At 72.4% G+C, this 13,051-nt stretch carries 11 protein-coding genes and 1 riboswitch; of the genes, 3 read left to right on the top strand and 8 right to left on the bottom strand.

The window, feature by feature from the left end; all coding sequences use genetic code 11:
- Positions 1-5: 5 nt before the first annotated feature.
- The 8 genes from ACIRHA_RS23700 to ACIRHA_RS23665 all read right to left on the bottom strand — a co-directional run bounded on the left by ACIRHA_RS23700 (position 6) and on the right by ACIRHA_RS23665 (position 9,545).
- Positions 6-1,457, bottom strand: coding sequence for a cobyrinate a,c-diamide synthase (locus tag ACIRHA_RS23700; RefSeq protein WP_403849147.1), 1,452 nt, complete (start codon positions 1,455-1,457; stop codon positions 6-8).
- Entirely contained in the window at positions 1,451-2,050 is a 600-nt protein-coding gene (gene cobO, locus ACIRHA_RS23695) for a cob(I)yrinic acid a,c-diamide adenosyltransferase (RefSeq protein ID WP_403849144.1), read from the bottom strand. The genes ACIRHA_RS23700 and cobO overlap by 7 nt, the downstream gene beginning before the upstream one ends.
- On the bottom strand, positions 2,051-4,150 hold the full coding sequence (locus ACIRHA_RS23690) for a putative cobaltochelatase (RefSeq protein ID WP_403849141.1): 2,100 nt from the start codon (positions 4,148-4,150) through the stop codon (positions 2,051-2,053).
- 133 nt (positions 4,151-4,283) lie between these two features.
- Complete coding sequence (locus ACIRHA_RS23685; protein WP_403849138.1) at positions 4,284-5,795, bottom strand: cobyric acid synthase; 1,512 nt, start codon at positions 5,793-5,795, stop codon at positions 4,284-4,286.
- A complete protein-coding gene (locus ACIRHA_RS23680) occupies positions 5,792-6,772 on the bottom strand; it encodes a cobalamin biosynthesis protein (RefSeq protein WP_403849135.1) in 981 nt (326 codons plus the stop codon). The genes ACIRHA_RS23685 and ACIRHA_RS23680 overlap by 4 nt, the downstream gene beginning before the upstream one ends.
- Before the next feature lie 60 nt (positions 6,773-6,832).
- A riboswitch (cobalamin riboswitch) is annotated at positions 6,833-6,902 on the bottom strand.
- Between the two features lie 146 nt (positions 6,903-7,048).
- The gene (locus ACIRHA_RS23675; RefSeq protein WP_403849132.1) at positions 7,049-7,270 is read right to left on the bottom strand and encodes a hypothetical protein; all 222 of its coding nucleotides are present in this window, start codon (positions 7,268-7,270) and stop codon (positions 7,049-7,051) included.
- Positions 7,271-7,304: 34 nt separating this feature from the next.
- On the bottom strand, positions 7,305-8,588 hold the full coding sequence (locus ACIRHA_RS23670) for an anion permease (RefSeq protein ID WP_403849129.1): 1,284 nt from the start codon (positions 8,586-8,588) through the stop codon (positions 7,305-7,307).
- A gap of 204 nt (positions 8,589-8,792) precedes the next feature.
- Positions 8,793-9,545 (bottom strand): lysozyme, encoded by a 753-nt coding sequence (locus ACIRHA_RS23665; RefSeq protein ID WP_403849126.1) that lies wholly within the window; start codon positions 9,543-9,545, stop codon positions 8,793-8,795.
- Between the two features lie 191 nt (positions 9,546-9,736).
- Here ACIRHA_RS23665 and ACIRHA_RS23660 point away from each other — a divergent pair, with 191 nt between their 5' ends.
- From ACIRHA_RS23660 to ACIRHA_RS23650, 3 genes are read left to right on the top strand one after another with little or no spacing between them, the layout of a single operon-like run.
- Positions 9,737-10,417 (top strand): class II aldolase/adducin family protein, encoded by a 681-nt coding sequence (locus tag ACIRHA_RS23660; protein ID WP_403849123.1) that lies wholly within the window; start codon positions 9,737-9,739, stop codon positions 10,415-10,417.
- Between the two features lie 48 nt (positions 10,418-10,465).
- Entirely contained in the window at positions 10,466-11,593 is a 1,128-nt protein-coding gene (locus ACIRHA_RS23655; RefSeq protein WP_403849120.1) for an alpha/beta hydrolase, read from the top strand.
- Positions 11,594-11,650: 57 nt separating this feature from the next.
- The gene (locus ACIRHA_RS23650; RefSeq protein ID WP_403849117.1) at positions 11,651-13,042 is read left to right on the top strand and encodes a hypothetical protein; all 1,392 of its coding nucleotides are present in this window, start codon (positions 11,651-11,653) and stop codon (positions 13,040-13,042) included.
- The last annotated feature ends 9 nt before the right edge of the window (positions 13,043-13,051 follow it).

Genomic DNA, 13,051 nt, shown 5'->3' with positions numbered 1-13,051 from the left:
CCCGTTCACCGTGCGCCGCTCCACTGGACCAGGCGGTGCGCGATGTCCGGCCGCGCCGCCCAGTGCGTGTGCAGATAGCTGGCGTGCACGCCGCCCTGCACGAACCCCTCGACGCGCCGCGTCGGCAGCCGCATGCCCCAGGCGGGGGTGGGGCCGGCACCCGGCTCCAGCACGGTCCTGTGGAACTCGTGCCCGCGCAGCCGGGCCCCTGCCGGGGTGAGCGGGCTGTCGGACAGGGCCACGGCGTCCCGGTAGCCGAGGGTCAGCCGGCCGGACATCTTCGCGTCCGCGTCGAGCACCCCGCACATCGGCTGTCCGTCGAGCGAACGGGACAGGTACAGCAGGCCGGCACACTCGGCGATCACGGGAGCACCGGAACGCGCCAACTCCGCCACGGCCTTGCGCAGCGGTTCATTGGCGGAGAGCTCAGGAGCGTAGACCTCCGGAAACCCCCCACCGATCACGACAGCCGCGGTGTTCTCGGGCAGCTGCTCGTCGTGCAGCGGATCGAACGTGACGACCTCGGCCCCGGCCGCCCGCAGCAACTCCGTGTGCTCGGCATACGAGAAGGTGAACGCCGCCCCTCCGGCGACCGCCACGACAATTCCAGCCGGGTCGGCACATTCAGCCCCTCCGGCGATTGAGGAGCGGGGCCCGGGGCGGAGCCCCGCGACCTCAACCCCATCGCCGCCCACCGCTCCCGCCCCACCGGGACCCCACACATCCGTACGGAGAGCCGGCGCGCTGCGGGCAAGCCCCAGCAACCCCTCCAGATCACACCCCTCCCGCACCATCGCCGCCGCGGCCCGAACCGAGTCCACCGCCCCCGCACTCCGCTCGGCCACCGGCACCAGCCCCAGGTGCCGCGCAGGCGTCGCCACCTGCGGAGTCCGCCGCAGCGCCCCGTACACCGGAACCCCGACCTCCTCCATCGCCTCGCGCAAAAGCTCCTCATGACGGTCGGAGCCGACCTTGTTGAGGATGACGCCCGCGAGCCGCACCTCCGGGTCGAACGAGGCGAAACCGTGCACGAGCGCCGCCACCGACCGCGACTGCGACGACGCGTCGACGACAAGCACGACAGGCGCCTTCAGCAGCTTCGCGACATGCGCCGTCGAGGCCAGCTCGCCCTCTCCCGACGCCCCGTCAAAGAGCCCCATCACGCCTTCCACGACGGCGAGTTCACACCCCGCTGCCCCGTGCGCGAACAGCGGCGCGACGAGCTCCGGCCCGCACATGTACGCGTCGAGGTTCCGCCCGGGACGCCCGGTCGCGAGCGCGTGGTAGCCGGGGTCGATGTAGTCGGGCCCCACCTTGTGCGGCGACACGGCGAGCCCGCGCTCGGCGAACGCCGCCATCAGACCCGTCGCCACCGTCGTCTTGCCGGTTCCGGAGGCCGGGGCGGCGACCACCAGGCGGGGCACATCCACGGCCTGCGTAGTCTGCGGACCTACCATTCGATGCCCCGCTGGCCCTTCTGGCCCTCGTCCATCGGGTGCTTCACCTTCGACATGTCGGTGACGAGATCCGCGAACTCGACCAGCTTTTCAGGGGCGTTGCGGCCGGTGATGACGACGTGCTGCTGCCCGGGACGGCTGCGCAGCGTCTCGACGACATCGTCGACGTCGATCCAGCCCCAGTGCATCGGATAGGCGAACTCATCGAGTACGTACAGCTTGTACGTCTCGTTGGCCAGGTCCCGCTTGACCTGCTCCCACCCCTCGCGCGCCTTCTCCTCGTTGTCCGCCTGATCGTCGCGCTGCACCCACGACCAGCCCTCGCCCATCTTGTGCCAGGCCACGGTGCCGCCCTCGCCGCTCGCGCCGAGCGTCTTGAGCGCGTTCTCCTCGCCGACCTTCCACTTCGCCGACTTGACGAACTGGAACACCCCGATCGGCCAGCCCTGGTTCCAGGCGCGCAGCGCGAGCCCGAACGCGGCCGTCGACTTGCCCTTGCCGATGCCCGTGTGCACGAACACCAGCGGGCGGTTGCGGCGCTGACGTGTCGTCAGCCCGTCGTTCGGTACGACGCTCGGCTGTCCCTGCGGCATTTAAGCGGCCCTCCTGATGGTGTTCTGCGTTCCAGTGACGTCCTTCACGAGCCCGGCGATCGAATCCGCCCGCAGCTCGTCCAGCGTGACGGCGGTGCCGCCGAGCCGTCCGGCCAGCTCCCCGGCGAGCCCGAGCCGCACCATGCCGGTCTCGCAGTCGACGACGACGCTCGCCGTCCCCTCGGCGGCGTGCAGCCCGGCCGCACGCCCCGCCAGCTGCACGGGCTCCGGTCCACCCGTCGCCCGCCCGTCGGTCACGACGACCATCAGCGGCCGCCGCGCCGGATCCCGCAGCCGCTCCACACGCAGTACGTCGTGCGCCTTCAGGAGGCCGGCCGCCAGCGGGGTGCGCCCGCCGGTCGGCAGCGACTCCAGGCGGCTCGCCGCGGCGTCCACGCTCGACGTGGGCGGCAGCGCGACCTCGGCAGCCGACTTCCGGAAGGTCACGAGCCCCACCTTGTCCCGCCGCTGGTACGCGTCGAGCAGCAGCGACAGCACGGCGCCCTTCACGGCGGTCATCCGCTGCCGCGCCGCCATCGACCCGGAGGCGTCGACCACGAACAGGACGAGGTTCCCCTCGCGCCCCTCGCGGGTCGCCTGCCGCAGGTCGTCGCGGCGTACGACGAGCCCCCGGCCCGAGCGGCCGCGTGCCCGCTGGTGCGGGGCGGCAGCCTGCACGGTCGCCGCCAGGTGCAGCTTCGTCAGGGCGCCACGGGGCCGCGTCGCCCCCGTGGTGCGACCGTGCTCGGTGCGCGCCCGCGACCGCCGCCCCGCCGCGCCCTCGCCGAGGCCGGGAACGCTCAGCATCTTCGTACGAAAGGGCTCACCGGCCGCCACGGGCTTCTGCTCGCGGGCTCCGCCGCCGGCTGCCGGGGCGGCGGCGGGCTCCTCGGCCTCGGGGGAGTCCTCCCGGTCGTCACCGGCCGGGGCGTCCTGCGGGTCCTGCGTCTCCCCGGCCTCCTGAGGGGCGTCGTGCGGCCCGTCCTGCGGCGGCACACCGCCACCGGGGCCGCCGCCGTCGGGACCACCTCCGGGGCCGTCCGGATCGTCATCAGGGTCCGAGTCCGGATCCGGCTCCGGCTCGTCCTCGGGACCGAACTCGTCCAGGGTCTCGTCGAGCTTGTCCTCGTCGAGTCCCGGCGCGTCGAACGGGTTCCGGCGCCTGCGGTGCGGGAGCGCGAGCAGCGCGGCCTGCCGCACGTCCTCCGCCAGCACGTCCTCACGCCCCGCCCAGGCGGCGAGCGCGGTGGCCGTACGCGCCATCACGATGTCGGCGCGCATGCCGTCCACCTCGAAGGCCGCGCACGTCGCCGCGATCTGCGTCAACGCCCGGTCACCGAGCCGTACTTGGGGCAGCAGCTCACGCGCGGCGACGATCCGCGCCCGTACGTCGGCCTCTTCGTCGGCCCACGTTCCCGCGAACCCCTCGGGGTCGTCGTCATAGGCGAGCCGCCGCTTGACGACCGCCACCCGCTGCTCCGGCTCACGCGAGGCCGCGACCTCCACGGTCAGTCCGAACCGGTCGAGCAACTGCGGCCGCAGCTCGCCCTCTTCGGGGTTCATCGTCCCTACGAGAAGGAAGCGCGCGGCATGCCGTACGGAGACGCCCTCGCGCTCGACGTACGAGGCGCCCATGGCGGCGGCGTCGAGCAGCAGATCAACAAGGTGGTCATGCAGCAGATTGACTTCATCCACGTACAGAATCCCGCGATGCGCATCGGCGAGCAGCCCCGGCTCAAAGGCCTTCACGCCCTCGGAGAGCGCCCGCTCGATGTCGAGCGCGCCCACGAGCCGGTCCTCGGAGGCCCCGACCGGCAACTCGACCATCCGCGCGTCCCGCTGGGAGCCGGGGGTGTCGGCATGCGGCCCGTCGGGGCACTGCGGATCGGGCGCCGCCGGATCACACGAGAACCGGCAGCCGGCGACGACGTCGACGTCCGGCATGAGCGTGGACAGAGCACGTACGGCGGTGGACTTGGCGGTCCCCTTCTCCCCCCGCACGAGCACACCCCCCACGGCGGGCGACACGGCATTCAACAACAACGCAAGCCGCAAATCGTCCTGCCCGACGACGGCAGTGAACGGAAAGGGGGTGCTCATCGAAAACGAACCTCCACGATTAGGGGCGCGGGGCTGTGCCTACATGCGGCTCCGCCGCGGGGCGCAATCTTTTGGGGGGCGAGGGGGCGCAGCCCCCAGGGACGGGACGGGAAGGGGCGGCGGGGGCGACATCTCACGACGGCGCCCCGGGAGCCACGAACGGCAACCCCGCCGGGGCACCCCCCTCGATCAACCGCCAGAGCGCCCCCGTATCGGCATGCCTCTCAATCAGATCCCCGAGCCGATCCAGCTGCTCCTCCCGCAACGCCTCGAACGACGTATCCGCCGCCGGCACGAACCGCCTCCCGGCCGCATCGGCCACCGCCCGCAAAAACGCCCTCCGAAACCCATCCGACTCCAACGACCCGTGCCAATGCGTCCCCCACACACCCCCGACCCGACACCCGTCCAAGAACGCTTCGCCGCCCAGCACTTCGGCGACCCCGTGATGAATCTCGTATCCCTCGACGTACTCGCCGAGCGCCTCACCGACCGGCCGCGCAAGTGTCTTCCCGGTCTCGAACCGCACACGTACAGGAAGCAGCCCAAGCCCATCGACAACCCCGGCCCGTGACTCCACCTCGTCCTCGATGGACTCGCCGAGCAACTGGAACCCACCGCAAATACCGAGCACGGGCCGCCCCTCGGCAGCCCGCCGCGCAAGGGCATCGGCAAGCCCCCGCTCGCGCAGCCACTCAAGCGCCTTCACCGTGCCGCGCGTCCCCGGCACCACGACGAGATCCGCGTCGACGAGCTCCTCGGCCCGGTCCACGAACCGCACCACGACCCCCGGCTCGGCGGCCAGCGCGTCCACATCGGTGAAGTTCGACATCAAAGGCACCGCACACACGGCGACCCGCAGCACGTCCGCACCCACAGGCGGGGCGACAACCGACTCCCGTACGGCGCCCCGCAGGGACACCCGAAGCCCGTCCTCCTCGTCGATGCCGAGCCCGTGCTGGAACGGCAGCACTCCGTAAGTCTCCCGCCCCGTAAGGGACTTGAGCATGTCGAGCCCGGGCTCCAGCAGGCTCACATCGCCCCGGAACTTGTTCACCAGATACCCGGCGAGCAGCTCCTGGTCCTCGGGCGCGAGCAACGCCGTCGTCCCGAAGAACGACGCGAAGACCCCGCCCCGGTCGATGTCGCCCACCACGAGCACCGGCAGCCGCGCCGCCCGCGCAAGCCCCATGTTCACGATGTCCGTCCGCCGCAGATTGATCTCCGCGGGCGACCCGGCCCCTTCACAGATGACGGCGTCATGGGTGGCCCGCAGCTCCTCCAGACACCCCACCACGGTGTCGAGCAGCGCCGCCTGACGCCCTCCGTGATAGCCCCGCGCACTCAACTCGCCGACTGGCTTGCCCATGAGCACGACCTGACTGCTCCGGTCGCTGCCCGGCTTGAGCAGCACCGGATTCATCAGCGCGCTCGGCTCCACCCTCGCGGCCTGCGCCTGCATGGCCTGCGCCCGCCCGATCTCGGCGCCCTCCCTGGTCACGAACGAGTTCAGGGACATGTTCTGCCCCTTGAACGGCGCGACCTTCACGCCCTGCCGCACCAGCCACCGGCAGATCCCGGCGGTGACGACACTCTTCCCGGCGTCGGAGGTGGTCCCCGCGACGAGCAGCCCTCCGCCCGTCATCGCCGACCCCGCGCTCGTACCAGTCGCGCACCCACACAGACTCGCGCACCCACACAGACTCCCAACGCCAACAGAGACACCCGCCGTGACAACCGCACGGCCCGATCCACATCACGCACCTCGACGGCGCGCCCCGGCGCGTTCAGCACCGGCCGGTGCTCGACCCGGCCGCCGTACGCCAAGGTGCCGCCGAGGCGTACCCCGAGGGCCCCCGCGAAGGAGGACTCGACGACACCGGCGTTCGGGCTCGGATGCCGCCCGGCGTCCGCCCGCCACGCGTCCAGTGCCTCTCGGGGCCTGCCACCGGCGAGGACGGCGAGCACACCGGTCAGCCGGGCCCCCGGCCAGCCGGCCACGTCGTCGAGGCGGGCCGAGGCCCAGCCGAACCGCCGGTACTTCACGGACTTGTGCCCGACCATCGCGTCGAGCGTGTTCACGGCGCGGAAGGCGACCAGGCCCGGCACGCCGCCGAGCGCGCCCCACACGAGGGCTCCCACGACGGCGTCGGAGGTGTTCTCGGCGACGGACTCGACCACGCCGCGCGCGATCCCGTCGGCGTCGAGCCCCTGCGGATCACGGCCGCACAGCCGGGGCAGCAGCTCCCGCGCCAGCTCCACGTCCCCGGCCTCCAGGGCGGACTCCACACCGCGGGCCTCGCGGCCCAGCGAGGTGCCGCCGACGACGGCCCAGGTGGCGGCGGCCGTCAACGCGACGGAGGCGGCGGGGGAGTCGCGTACGACACGGGAGGCGACAGCGGCGAGAGCGGCGGCGCCACCGGCACACACCACGGTGTGCAGGGCGCCCGCGCCACGGTGGTCCCGCCACAGCCCACGCTCGACGGTCGCGGCGGCGCGCCCGAATCCGGCGACGGGGTGCCCGCGGCGCGGATCGCCGAGCAGCAGGTCGGCGAAGATCCCGGCGGCGGCACCGCACGCATACACGCGCTCGCGCCGCCAGTTGCCGCGTGGGGCAAGCATGGCGGTAGGTGTCCTCACTCAGGGTGTCCACGCCCTGGTTCGACGAGACCGGCAGCGAGAGTTCCTGGCTCGCCCCTTTGGAGGAGGGGGCTCACAGTGGCGGGACCGCGCCGGATTCGCACCGGCTTCCTAAACTGCTGCCGTATATGGCGGGGGAAGTCCACCACGCTCCGAGTTGGCACGTCAACTTGCTGTTGAGGCGTACGCGCGAAGGCGGGGTGCGGGACGCCGAACGCCCCGCACCCCGCCTTCGCAGGCCCTGTGCCCTGTGCCGGGTCAGGCCACGATCAGATGGATCCCGTAGGCGACGGCCGCCGCGCACAGCGCGAAGCAGACATACGCCCCGGAGGTCGCGACCGCGGCCGAACCACCGTCACGCGCCGCCGACTCCCGCTTGGAGAGGCCCACGATGCCGAGGGTGAACAGGCCGACGAGGGCCACGGTGACGACGAGAGAGACACCGAACACGGAGCCGAGGGCCGCCCAGTCGATCTTCATTCCTGCCCTGCTTCCTTCTGAGCTACAGCGCTGACTACAGCGTGGCGCCGGCGGGGCGCGCGGGATCGTTCACCGCACCGGCCTTCGGGCGGTCGGGGACCTTCGCCTCGGACTCGGCCGACTCGACCGTGCCCGCCGGCGGCGGTGTGACCGCGGCGATCGCGGTCGTGACGACGCCCGGGGCCTCCTGCGCTTCCTGCGCGGGGGCGGCGTGCGGCTCGTCCGCCGTGACGTTGGTGTGGTCGATGGAGTTGCGACGCGAGAGCTTCCAGATGATCCCCGAGCCGGTCACGAGCAGCGCGGCGGTGAGGCCGATGCCCCACGGGCCCTGCTTGGTCAGGAACTCGGCGCCCGCGCCCACCAGGCCCGCGGCCGGCAGGGTCAGACCCCACGCGATGAACATCCGGGAGGCGGTCGACCAGCGGACGACGCCGCCCTTGCGGCCGAGGCCCGCGCCCATCACACCGCCGGAGCAGACCTGCGTGGTGGAGAGCGAGAAGCCCAGGTGCGAGGAGGCGAGGATCGCGGTCGCCGCACTGGTCTGCGCCGCGAAGCCCTGCTGCGGCGCGAGTTCGGTGAGGCCCTTGCCCATGGTGCGGATGATGCGCCAGCCGCCCAGGTACGTGCCCATCGCGATGGCGATACCGGCCGAGACGATGACCCACAGCGGCGGGTCGGCGTGCGGCGCGATGACGCCGCCGGTGATCAGCGCGAGGGTGATGATGCCCATCGTCTTCTGCGCGTCGTTCGTGCCGTGCGCGAGGGAGACGAGCCCGGCGGAGGCGATCTGCCCGGCGCGGTACCCCTTCGCGGTCGCCTTCTGGTCCGTCTTCTTGCTGATGCGGTACGTCAGGCGGGTGGCCAGCAGCGAGGCGATGCCGGCGACGAGCGGCGCGGCCACCGCGGGCAGCAGCACCTTGGTGACGACGGTCCCGCCGTTCACGGACGACCAGCCCATCGACATGACGGCGGCGCCGATGAGCCCGCCGAACAGCGCGTGCGAGGAACTGGACGGCAGCCCGACCAGCCAGGTCAGCAGATTCCAGAGGATGGCGCCCACCAGCGCCGCGAAGATGACCTCTGTCTTGAGGCCGTCCTCATTGACGATGCCGCCGGAGATGGTTTTCGCGACTTCGACGGAGAGGAACGCTCCGACGAGGTTCAGCACGGCGGACATGGCCACCGCCGTCTTCGGCTTGAGAGCGCCGGTCGAGATGGTCGTAGCCATCGCGTTGGCGGTGTCGTGGAAACCGTTGGTGAAATCAAAGACCAGCGCGGTAACGATCACGATCGCTAGGAGCAGCGTGATGTGTTCCATTTACCCAGGCTTCGGTTGGACGTCAGTGGCACTTGGAACGTAAAGAGCCCGAGTGAACGGAAGATGAACTGGGCCGGGCGCCCCGGTGACCCGATCCGGAGGGGTTCCGCTCCGCTTGCCACGAGGCGGCACCGCCGGTTCCGGTTCGAGGCGCTCTCGGCCCCGGAACCAGGGGCTCCGGGGACCTTCGTCCGTGCCTTTCGGCTACCCCCGCGCGAACCGCTTGAGCTGGGCCATTGAGCCGTTGAAGAGATTCTGGTCACCCGGCAGCCGGCCGCTGTCGTCGTACTGCCAGAACGTCCAGTAGGTCCAGCCCGCCGGTAGTGCGCCCGCGCGCTGGTCGTACCGGGCGAGCCACAACGCGTGGTTGGAGGCGAACGCCCCGCTGTTGCCGGTGCACTGCTTCCACCACCGCGCGTTGGTGTAGATGACCGGACGGCGCCCGGTCTTGCGCACGATCTCGTTGCTGAAGGACTTGATCCAGGACACCAGCGTCGACTTCCGCAGCCCGTAGCAGGGGTGCTTGCCCTTGCCGTACGGGTTGTACTCGATGTCGAGCGCGGGCGGCAGCGTCCAGCCGTCGCGCCGCCACGCCCCGCCGTTGCGCACGAAGTACGAGGCCTGCGCCTTCCCGGAGGACTTGTGCGGCACTGCGAAGTGGTAGGCGCCGCGGATGATGCCCGCGTTCCGGGCGCCCTTGTACTGCCGGGAGAAGTAGGGATTGCGGTAGTTCGTCGACTCGGTCGCCTTGACGTAGGCGAACCGGGCGCCCTTGCTCTTCGCCTTCTGCCAGTTCACGTTCTTCTGGTGCGACGAGACGTCGTGCCCGCGCGGCTTGCCCGCGCCGTTGGCCGGCAGCTCCGCGAGCAGGGTGCCGCCGAGGGTCAGCGCGGCGACGGACGTGAGCGCGGCGGCGCGGCGGCGACGCGGGGACGCGGCGGTGCGGCTGAGAGCCATGAATACCCCCGAAAGTGACGACGTGCATGACAAATCCCCAGGGAACTCCCAGAGAGTAGCGAGAGATCACTAATTACCCGGCCAAGCCCAGCCAAATAACATCAGAGAGTATTCAATCCCCATATGGGGCATTCCGGAGGATCGGGCTCCGTACCGATCTGCACCGGTCGCACCGTCAGGCGGCTGGCAGGATGCGCGCCATGACACAGCTTCAGGAACTCGGGGCGGCATGGCAGGACCTGGTGGCGACGGCCCGTCGGACGGTGGCGGACGGGCTGGTCGTCGGGACCTCGGGCAATGTCTCGGTGCGGGTCGGCGACACCGTGCTCGTGACGCCCACCGGTGTTCCGTACGAGGAGCTCGGCCCGGACGATCTCCTCGCCGTCGGCCTCGACGGCGAGCGGCGGGCCGGCACCCTGAAGCCGACCAGCGAACTCCCCATGCACCTGGCGGTCTACCGGCACACCGACGCCCGCGCCGTCGTGCACACCCACGCCGTGCACGCCACCGCGGTCTCCACGCTCGTGCCCGAACTCCCGCCCGTGCACTACATGACGGCGGCGCTCGGCGGTCCCGTCCGGGTCGCCCCTTACGCCACGTACGGAACCCGAGAGTTGGCCGAGAACATGCTGCTCGCGCTGGCCGACCGCACGGGATGTCTGCTCCAGAACCATGGCGCCCTCACATACGGAGCCACCCTCGCCGCCGCCTACGACCGCACCGCCCAACTGGAGTGGATGTGCCGCCTGTGGCTCACCGCCCACTCCGTCCCCGGCCGCACCCCGTCGCTGCTGACCGGGGGGCAGCTGCGCGAGGTGGGGGAGCGGCTGAGCGGGTACGGGCAGCAGGGGCCGACCGAAACGTCACCCTGAATCGTCGTCCCACTGGCCGGGGCGGGCGCGGGCCAGGACACTGGACGGGTGCGCACCGCCAACGCGACGGCCGCTGCCGTCACCGCCGTCCTAGGGGCCTCGGCCGCCGCGATTGCCGTGGGCCGCCTGGCCAGCGACGCCGCGCTCAAGGCGCCCGCAGGCCGCCCGCTGCCCACCGAGCCGAGGCTCACCGTGCACGCCACCGCCGCGGGCCAGGTCACCCTGACCCGCGACCTGGCCTCGCTGCGCCCCGGTACGTACGGGCTGCAGGGCGACGGCTACCACGCGGTGGTCGGCCCGGTCGTCGAATCGGCCACGACCTCCGCCGACACCGTCGTACGCCGCCTGGAGCGGGTCACCCACGGCACGCTGGAACCCGGCGCCAAGGCCTGGCTGACACCCCAGGTGCACATCGGTGACCCCAAGGCGGCGCTCGGCCTCGACCACGCGGACGTCGACGTGCCGGGTGAACTCGGCGCGCTGCCCGCGTGGTTCGTGCCCGGCACCCGGGACACGTGGGTGATCACCGTGCACGGCCTCGGCACCACCCGCGAGCACCCCATGAACCTCATGGGGTTCCTGCACCACCACCAGTTCCCGGTGCTCGACCTCGCCTACCGCGGCGACCTCGGCGCGCCCCGCTCCCCGGACGGCCTCGGCCACCTCGGTGAGACGGAGTGGCGCGACCTCGACGCGGCGATCCGCTACGCCGTGCGGTACGGCGCCCGCGACGTCATCGTGCTCGGCTTCTCGACCGGCGCCGCGATGGCCCTGCACGCAACGGCCCACTCGGCGCTGCGCGACCGGATCAAGGGCCTGGTCCTGGACTCGCCGGTGCTCAGCTGGGAGGCGACGCTGCGCGCCCTGGCCCGCGCCCGGCGCACCCCGGGCCCGCTGCTCCCGCTCGCGGTCCGCGCCGCGCAGGGCCGCACGGGCCTGCGCGGCGACCGCCTCGCGCAGGCCGCCGACCCGCGCGTCCTCAAGGTCCCCACGCTCCTGGTCCACGGCCCCGGCGACGAGGTGTCCCCGTGGGCGCTCTCCCGCCGCCTGGCGGACCGCCGCCCGGACCTGGTGACCCTCCACGAGGTCGACGAGGCCCCGCACAACGCGATGTGGAACGCGGATCCGAAGGGCTACGAGGAGGCGCTGAGAAGGTTCCTGACGCCGTTGATGTAACGGCTTCAGGGGGCGCCCGTTTGGGAATTGGCGGGGTCAACCGAGAGACTGCCCTTCGTGACGTCCCGTACCCCGCGCGACTCCCGGCTCCGACTCGTCAGCCCGCGCCGCCAGCCCCTGGCCGCCCCGACCCCGCGGCCGGTCGCCGCACGCCGTCCGGCACCCCGCCCACCGGAGGGCACTCCACCGCCCGCGGAGCTCGCCCGCGCCGCGCGCCGCGACCTCGCCGACGCCGTCCGCGTGGCCCGCTGGGCGGACGCCAGGATCGGCCCCGGCAACAACATGGCCGCCCGTGACGGCAAGGGCACACTCTCCGACGAGACCGCCCTGCGTGCCGCGGACGAGCTTGAACTGACGGTCGGTCAGGTCCGTGCCGACTGGGACACGGCCCGCCTCGCGGGACTCGTCGAGGTGCACGGAGCCAGCGCCCGGCCCGGCTGGCGGCTGCGTGCCTGGGACCGCGACGACACCGCCGTACTGCGCGGCTGGGTCGCCCTGTTCGACGCCTGGTCGCTGGTCCACCCGGCGCCCGACGAGACCGACCCCGCCGCGGTGGCCGAGGTCGTCGAGGCGGTGCCGCAACTGCTGAGCTTCCTCCAGCTGATGGCGGACCGGGTCGCGGCGGCCCAGCTCCTGGACCTCCTCGACCAGCGCGTCACGGAACTGCGCACGGAACGTTGCGAGATCCCCTTCGGGCCCCAGCCTGCACCGACCCCTCCGCAGGACACCCCGCTCCTCCCGCTGCTCGACTGGTCCCTGCACGGCCTCGCCGCCGTGGGCGCGCTCACGTACGACGACGGGCACGCCACGCTCACCCCGCTGGGCAGCTGGGCGGTGTGGGTCAAGCTGGAGCAGATCTGCGTCGCCGCCCAGTCCCCGGCCGGGAACATCGAGGTGTCCGCCGAGGACATGCTGCGCGGCTGCGCGCGGCTGCGCCCGAAGGCGGCGCGCGACGAGTACCGGGCCTGGCTCGCCGCCCGTGACATCGGCACAGCCGTCACCGACCTCCTCGACGCCGCCCGCGGCGAGGACGCCCTGCTGCGCGGCCTCGCCTTCGAGGCGCTGCGCGTCGTCGGCGCCCCTGCCGAGCCCGAGGTCCGCCGCGCCGCCGACGACTCGCATCTGCGCCCCTACGCCCTGCTGTGGCTCGCCGAGTACGAGGGCGCCGACCCCGAGGACGTGCACACGGTGCTCAGCCGCGAGGAGGCGACCTGGCTGTGGGTCGACACCGCCGCCGCGGTCGCCGACCACGGCGAAGCCCCCCTCCTCGTACGGCACTTGGAGGCCGCGGTGCAGCCGACGGTGCCGGCGCTGATCGAGGAGGTGCGCGCCGTCGGGCATCCGCGCACGGTGCAGGTGCTCGTGGCGCTCGCCGCCGCGCATCCCGACCCGGCGCTCGCCAAGGCGGTGCGCAGGGCGGCCTTCCAGGTGCACACCGGCGGCGCGTAGAGCGTCAGC

Source organism: Streptomyces sp. NPDC102360, assembly GCF_044766085.1.
In the GTDB taxonomy this organism is placed as follows: domain Bacteria; phylum Actinomycetota; class Actinomycetes; order Streptomycetales; family Streptomycetaceae; genus Streptomyces.
The sequence above is the reverse complement of the archived record's forward strand: the minus strand, read 5'-3'. Positions and strand labels throughout refer to the sequence as shown.

Excerpts from the sequence above, each read along its gene's own strand:
- ACIRHA_RS23700 (WP_403849147.1), bottom strand. The coding sequence starts at position 1,457 with ATGGTAGGTCCGCAGACTACGCAGGCCGTGGATGTGCCCCGCCTGGTG.
- cobO (WP_403849144.1), bottom strand. The coding sequence starts at position 2,050 with ATGCCGCAGGGACAGCCGAGCGTCGTACCGAACGACGGGCTGACGACA.
- ACIRHA_RS23690 (WP_403849141.1), bottom strand. The coding sequence starts at position 4,150 with ATGAGCACCCCCTTTCCGTTCACTGCCGTCGTCGGGCAGGACGATTTG.
- ACIRHA_RS23685 (WP_403849138.1), bottom strand. The coding sequence starts at position 5,795 with ATGACGGGCGGAGGGCTGCTCGTCGCGGGGACCACCTCCGACGCCGGG.
- ACIRHA_RS23680 (WP_403849135.1), bottom strand. The coding sequence starts at position 6,772 with ATGCTTGCCCCACGCGGCAACTGGCGGCGCGAGCGCGTGTATGCGTGC.
- ACIRHA_RS23675 (WP_403849132.1), bottom strand. The coding sequence starts at position 7,270 with ATGAAGATCGACTGGGCGGCCCTCGGCTCCGTGTTCGGTGTCTCTCTC.
- ACIRHA_RS23670 (WP_403849129.1), bottom strand. The coding sequence starts at position 8,588 with ATGGAACACATCACGCTGCTCCTAGCGATCGTGATCGTTACCGCGCTG.
- ACIRHA_RS23665 (WP_403849126.1), bottom strand. The coding sequence starts at position 9,545 with ATGGCTCTCAGCCGCACCGCCGCGTCCCCGCGTCGCCGCCGCGCCGCC.
- ACIRHA_RS23660 (WP_403849123.1), top strand. The coding sequence starts at position 9,737 with ATGCGCGCCATGACACAGCTTCAGGAACTCGGGGCGGCATGGCAGGAC.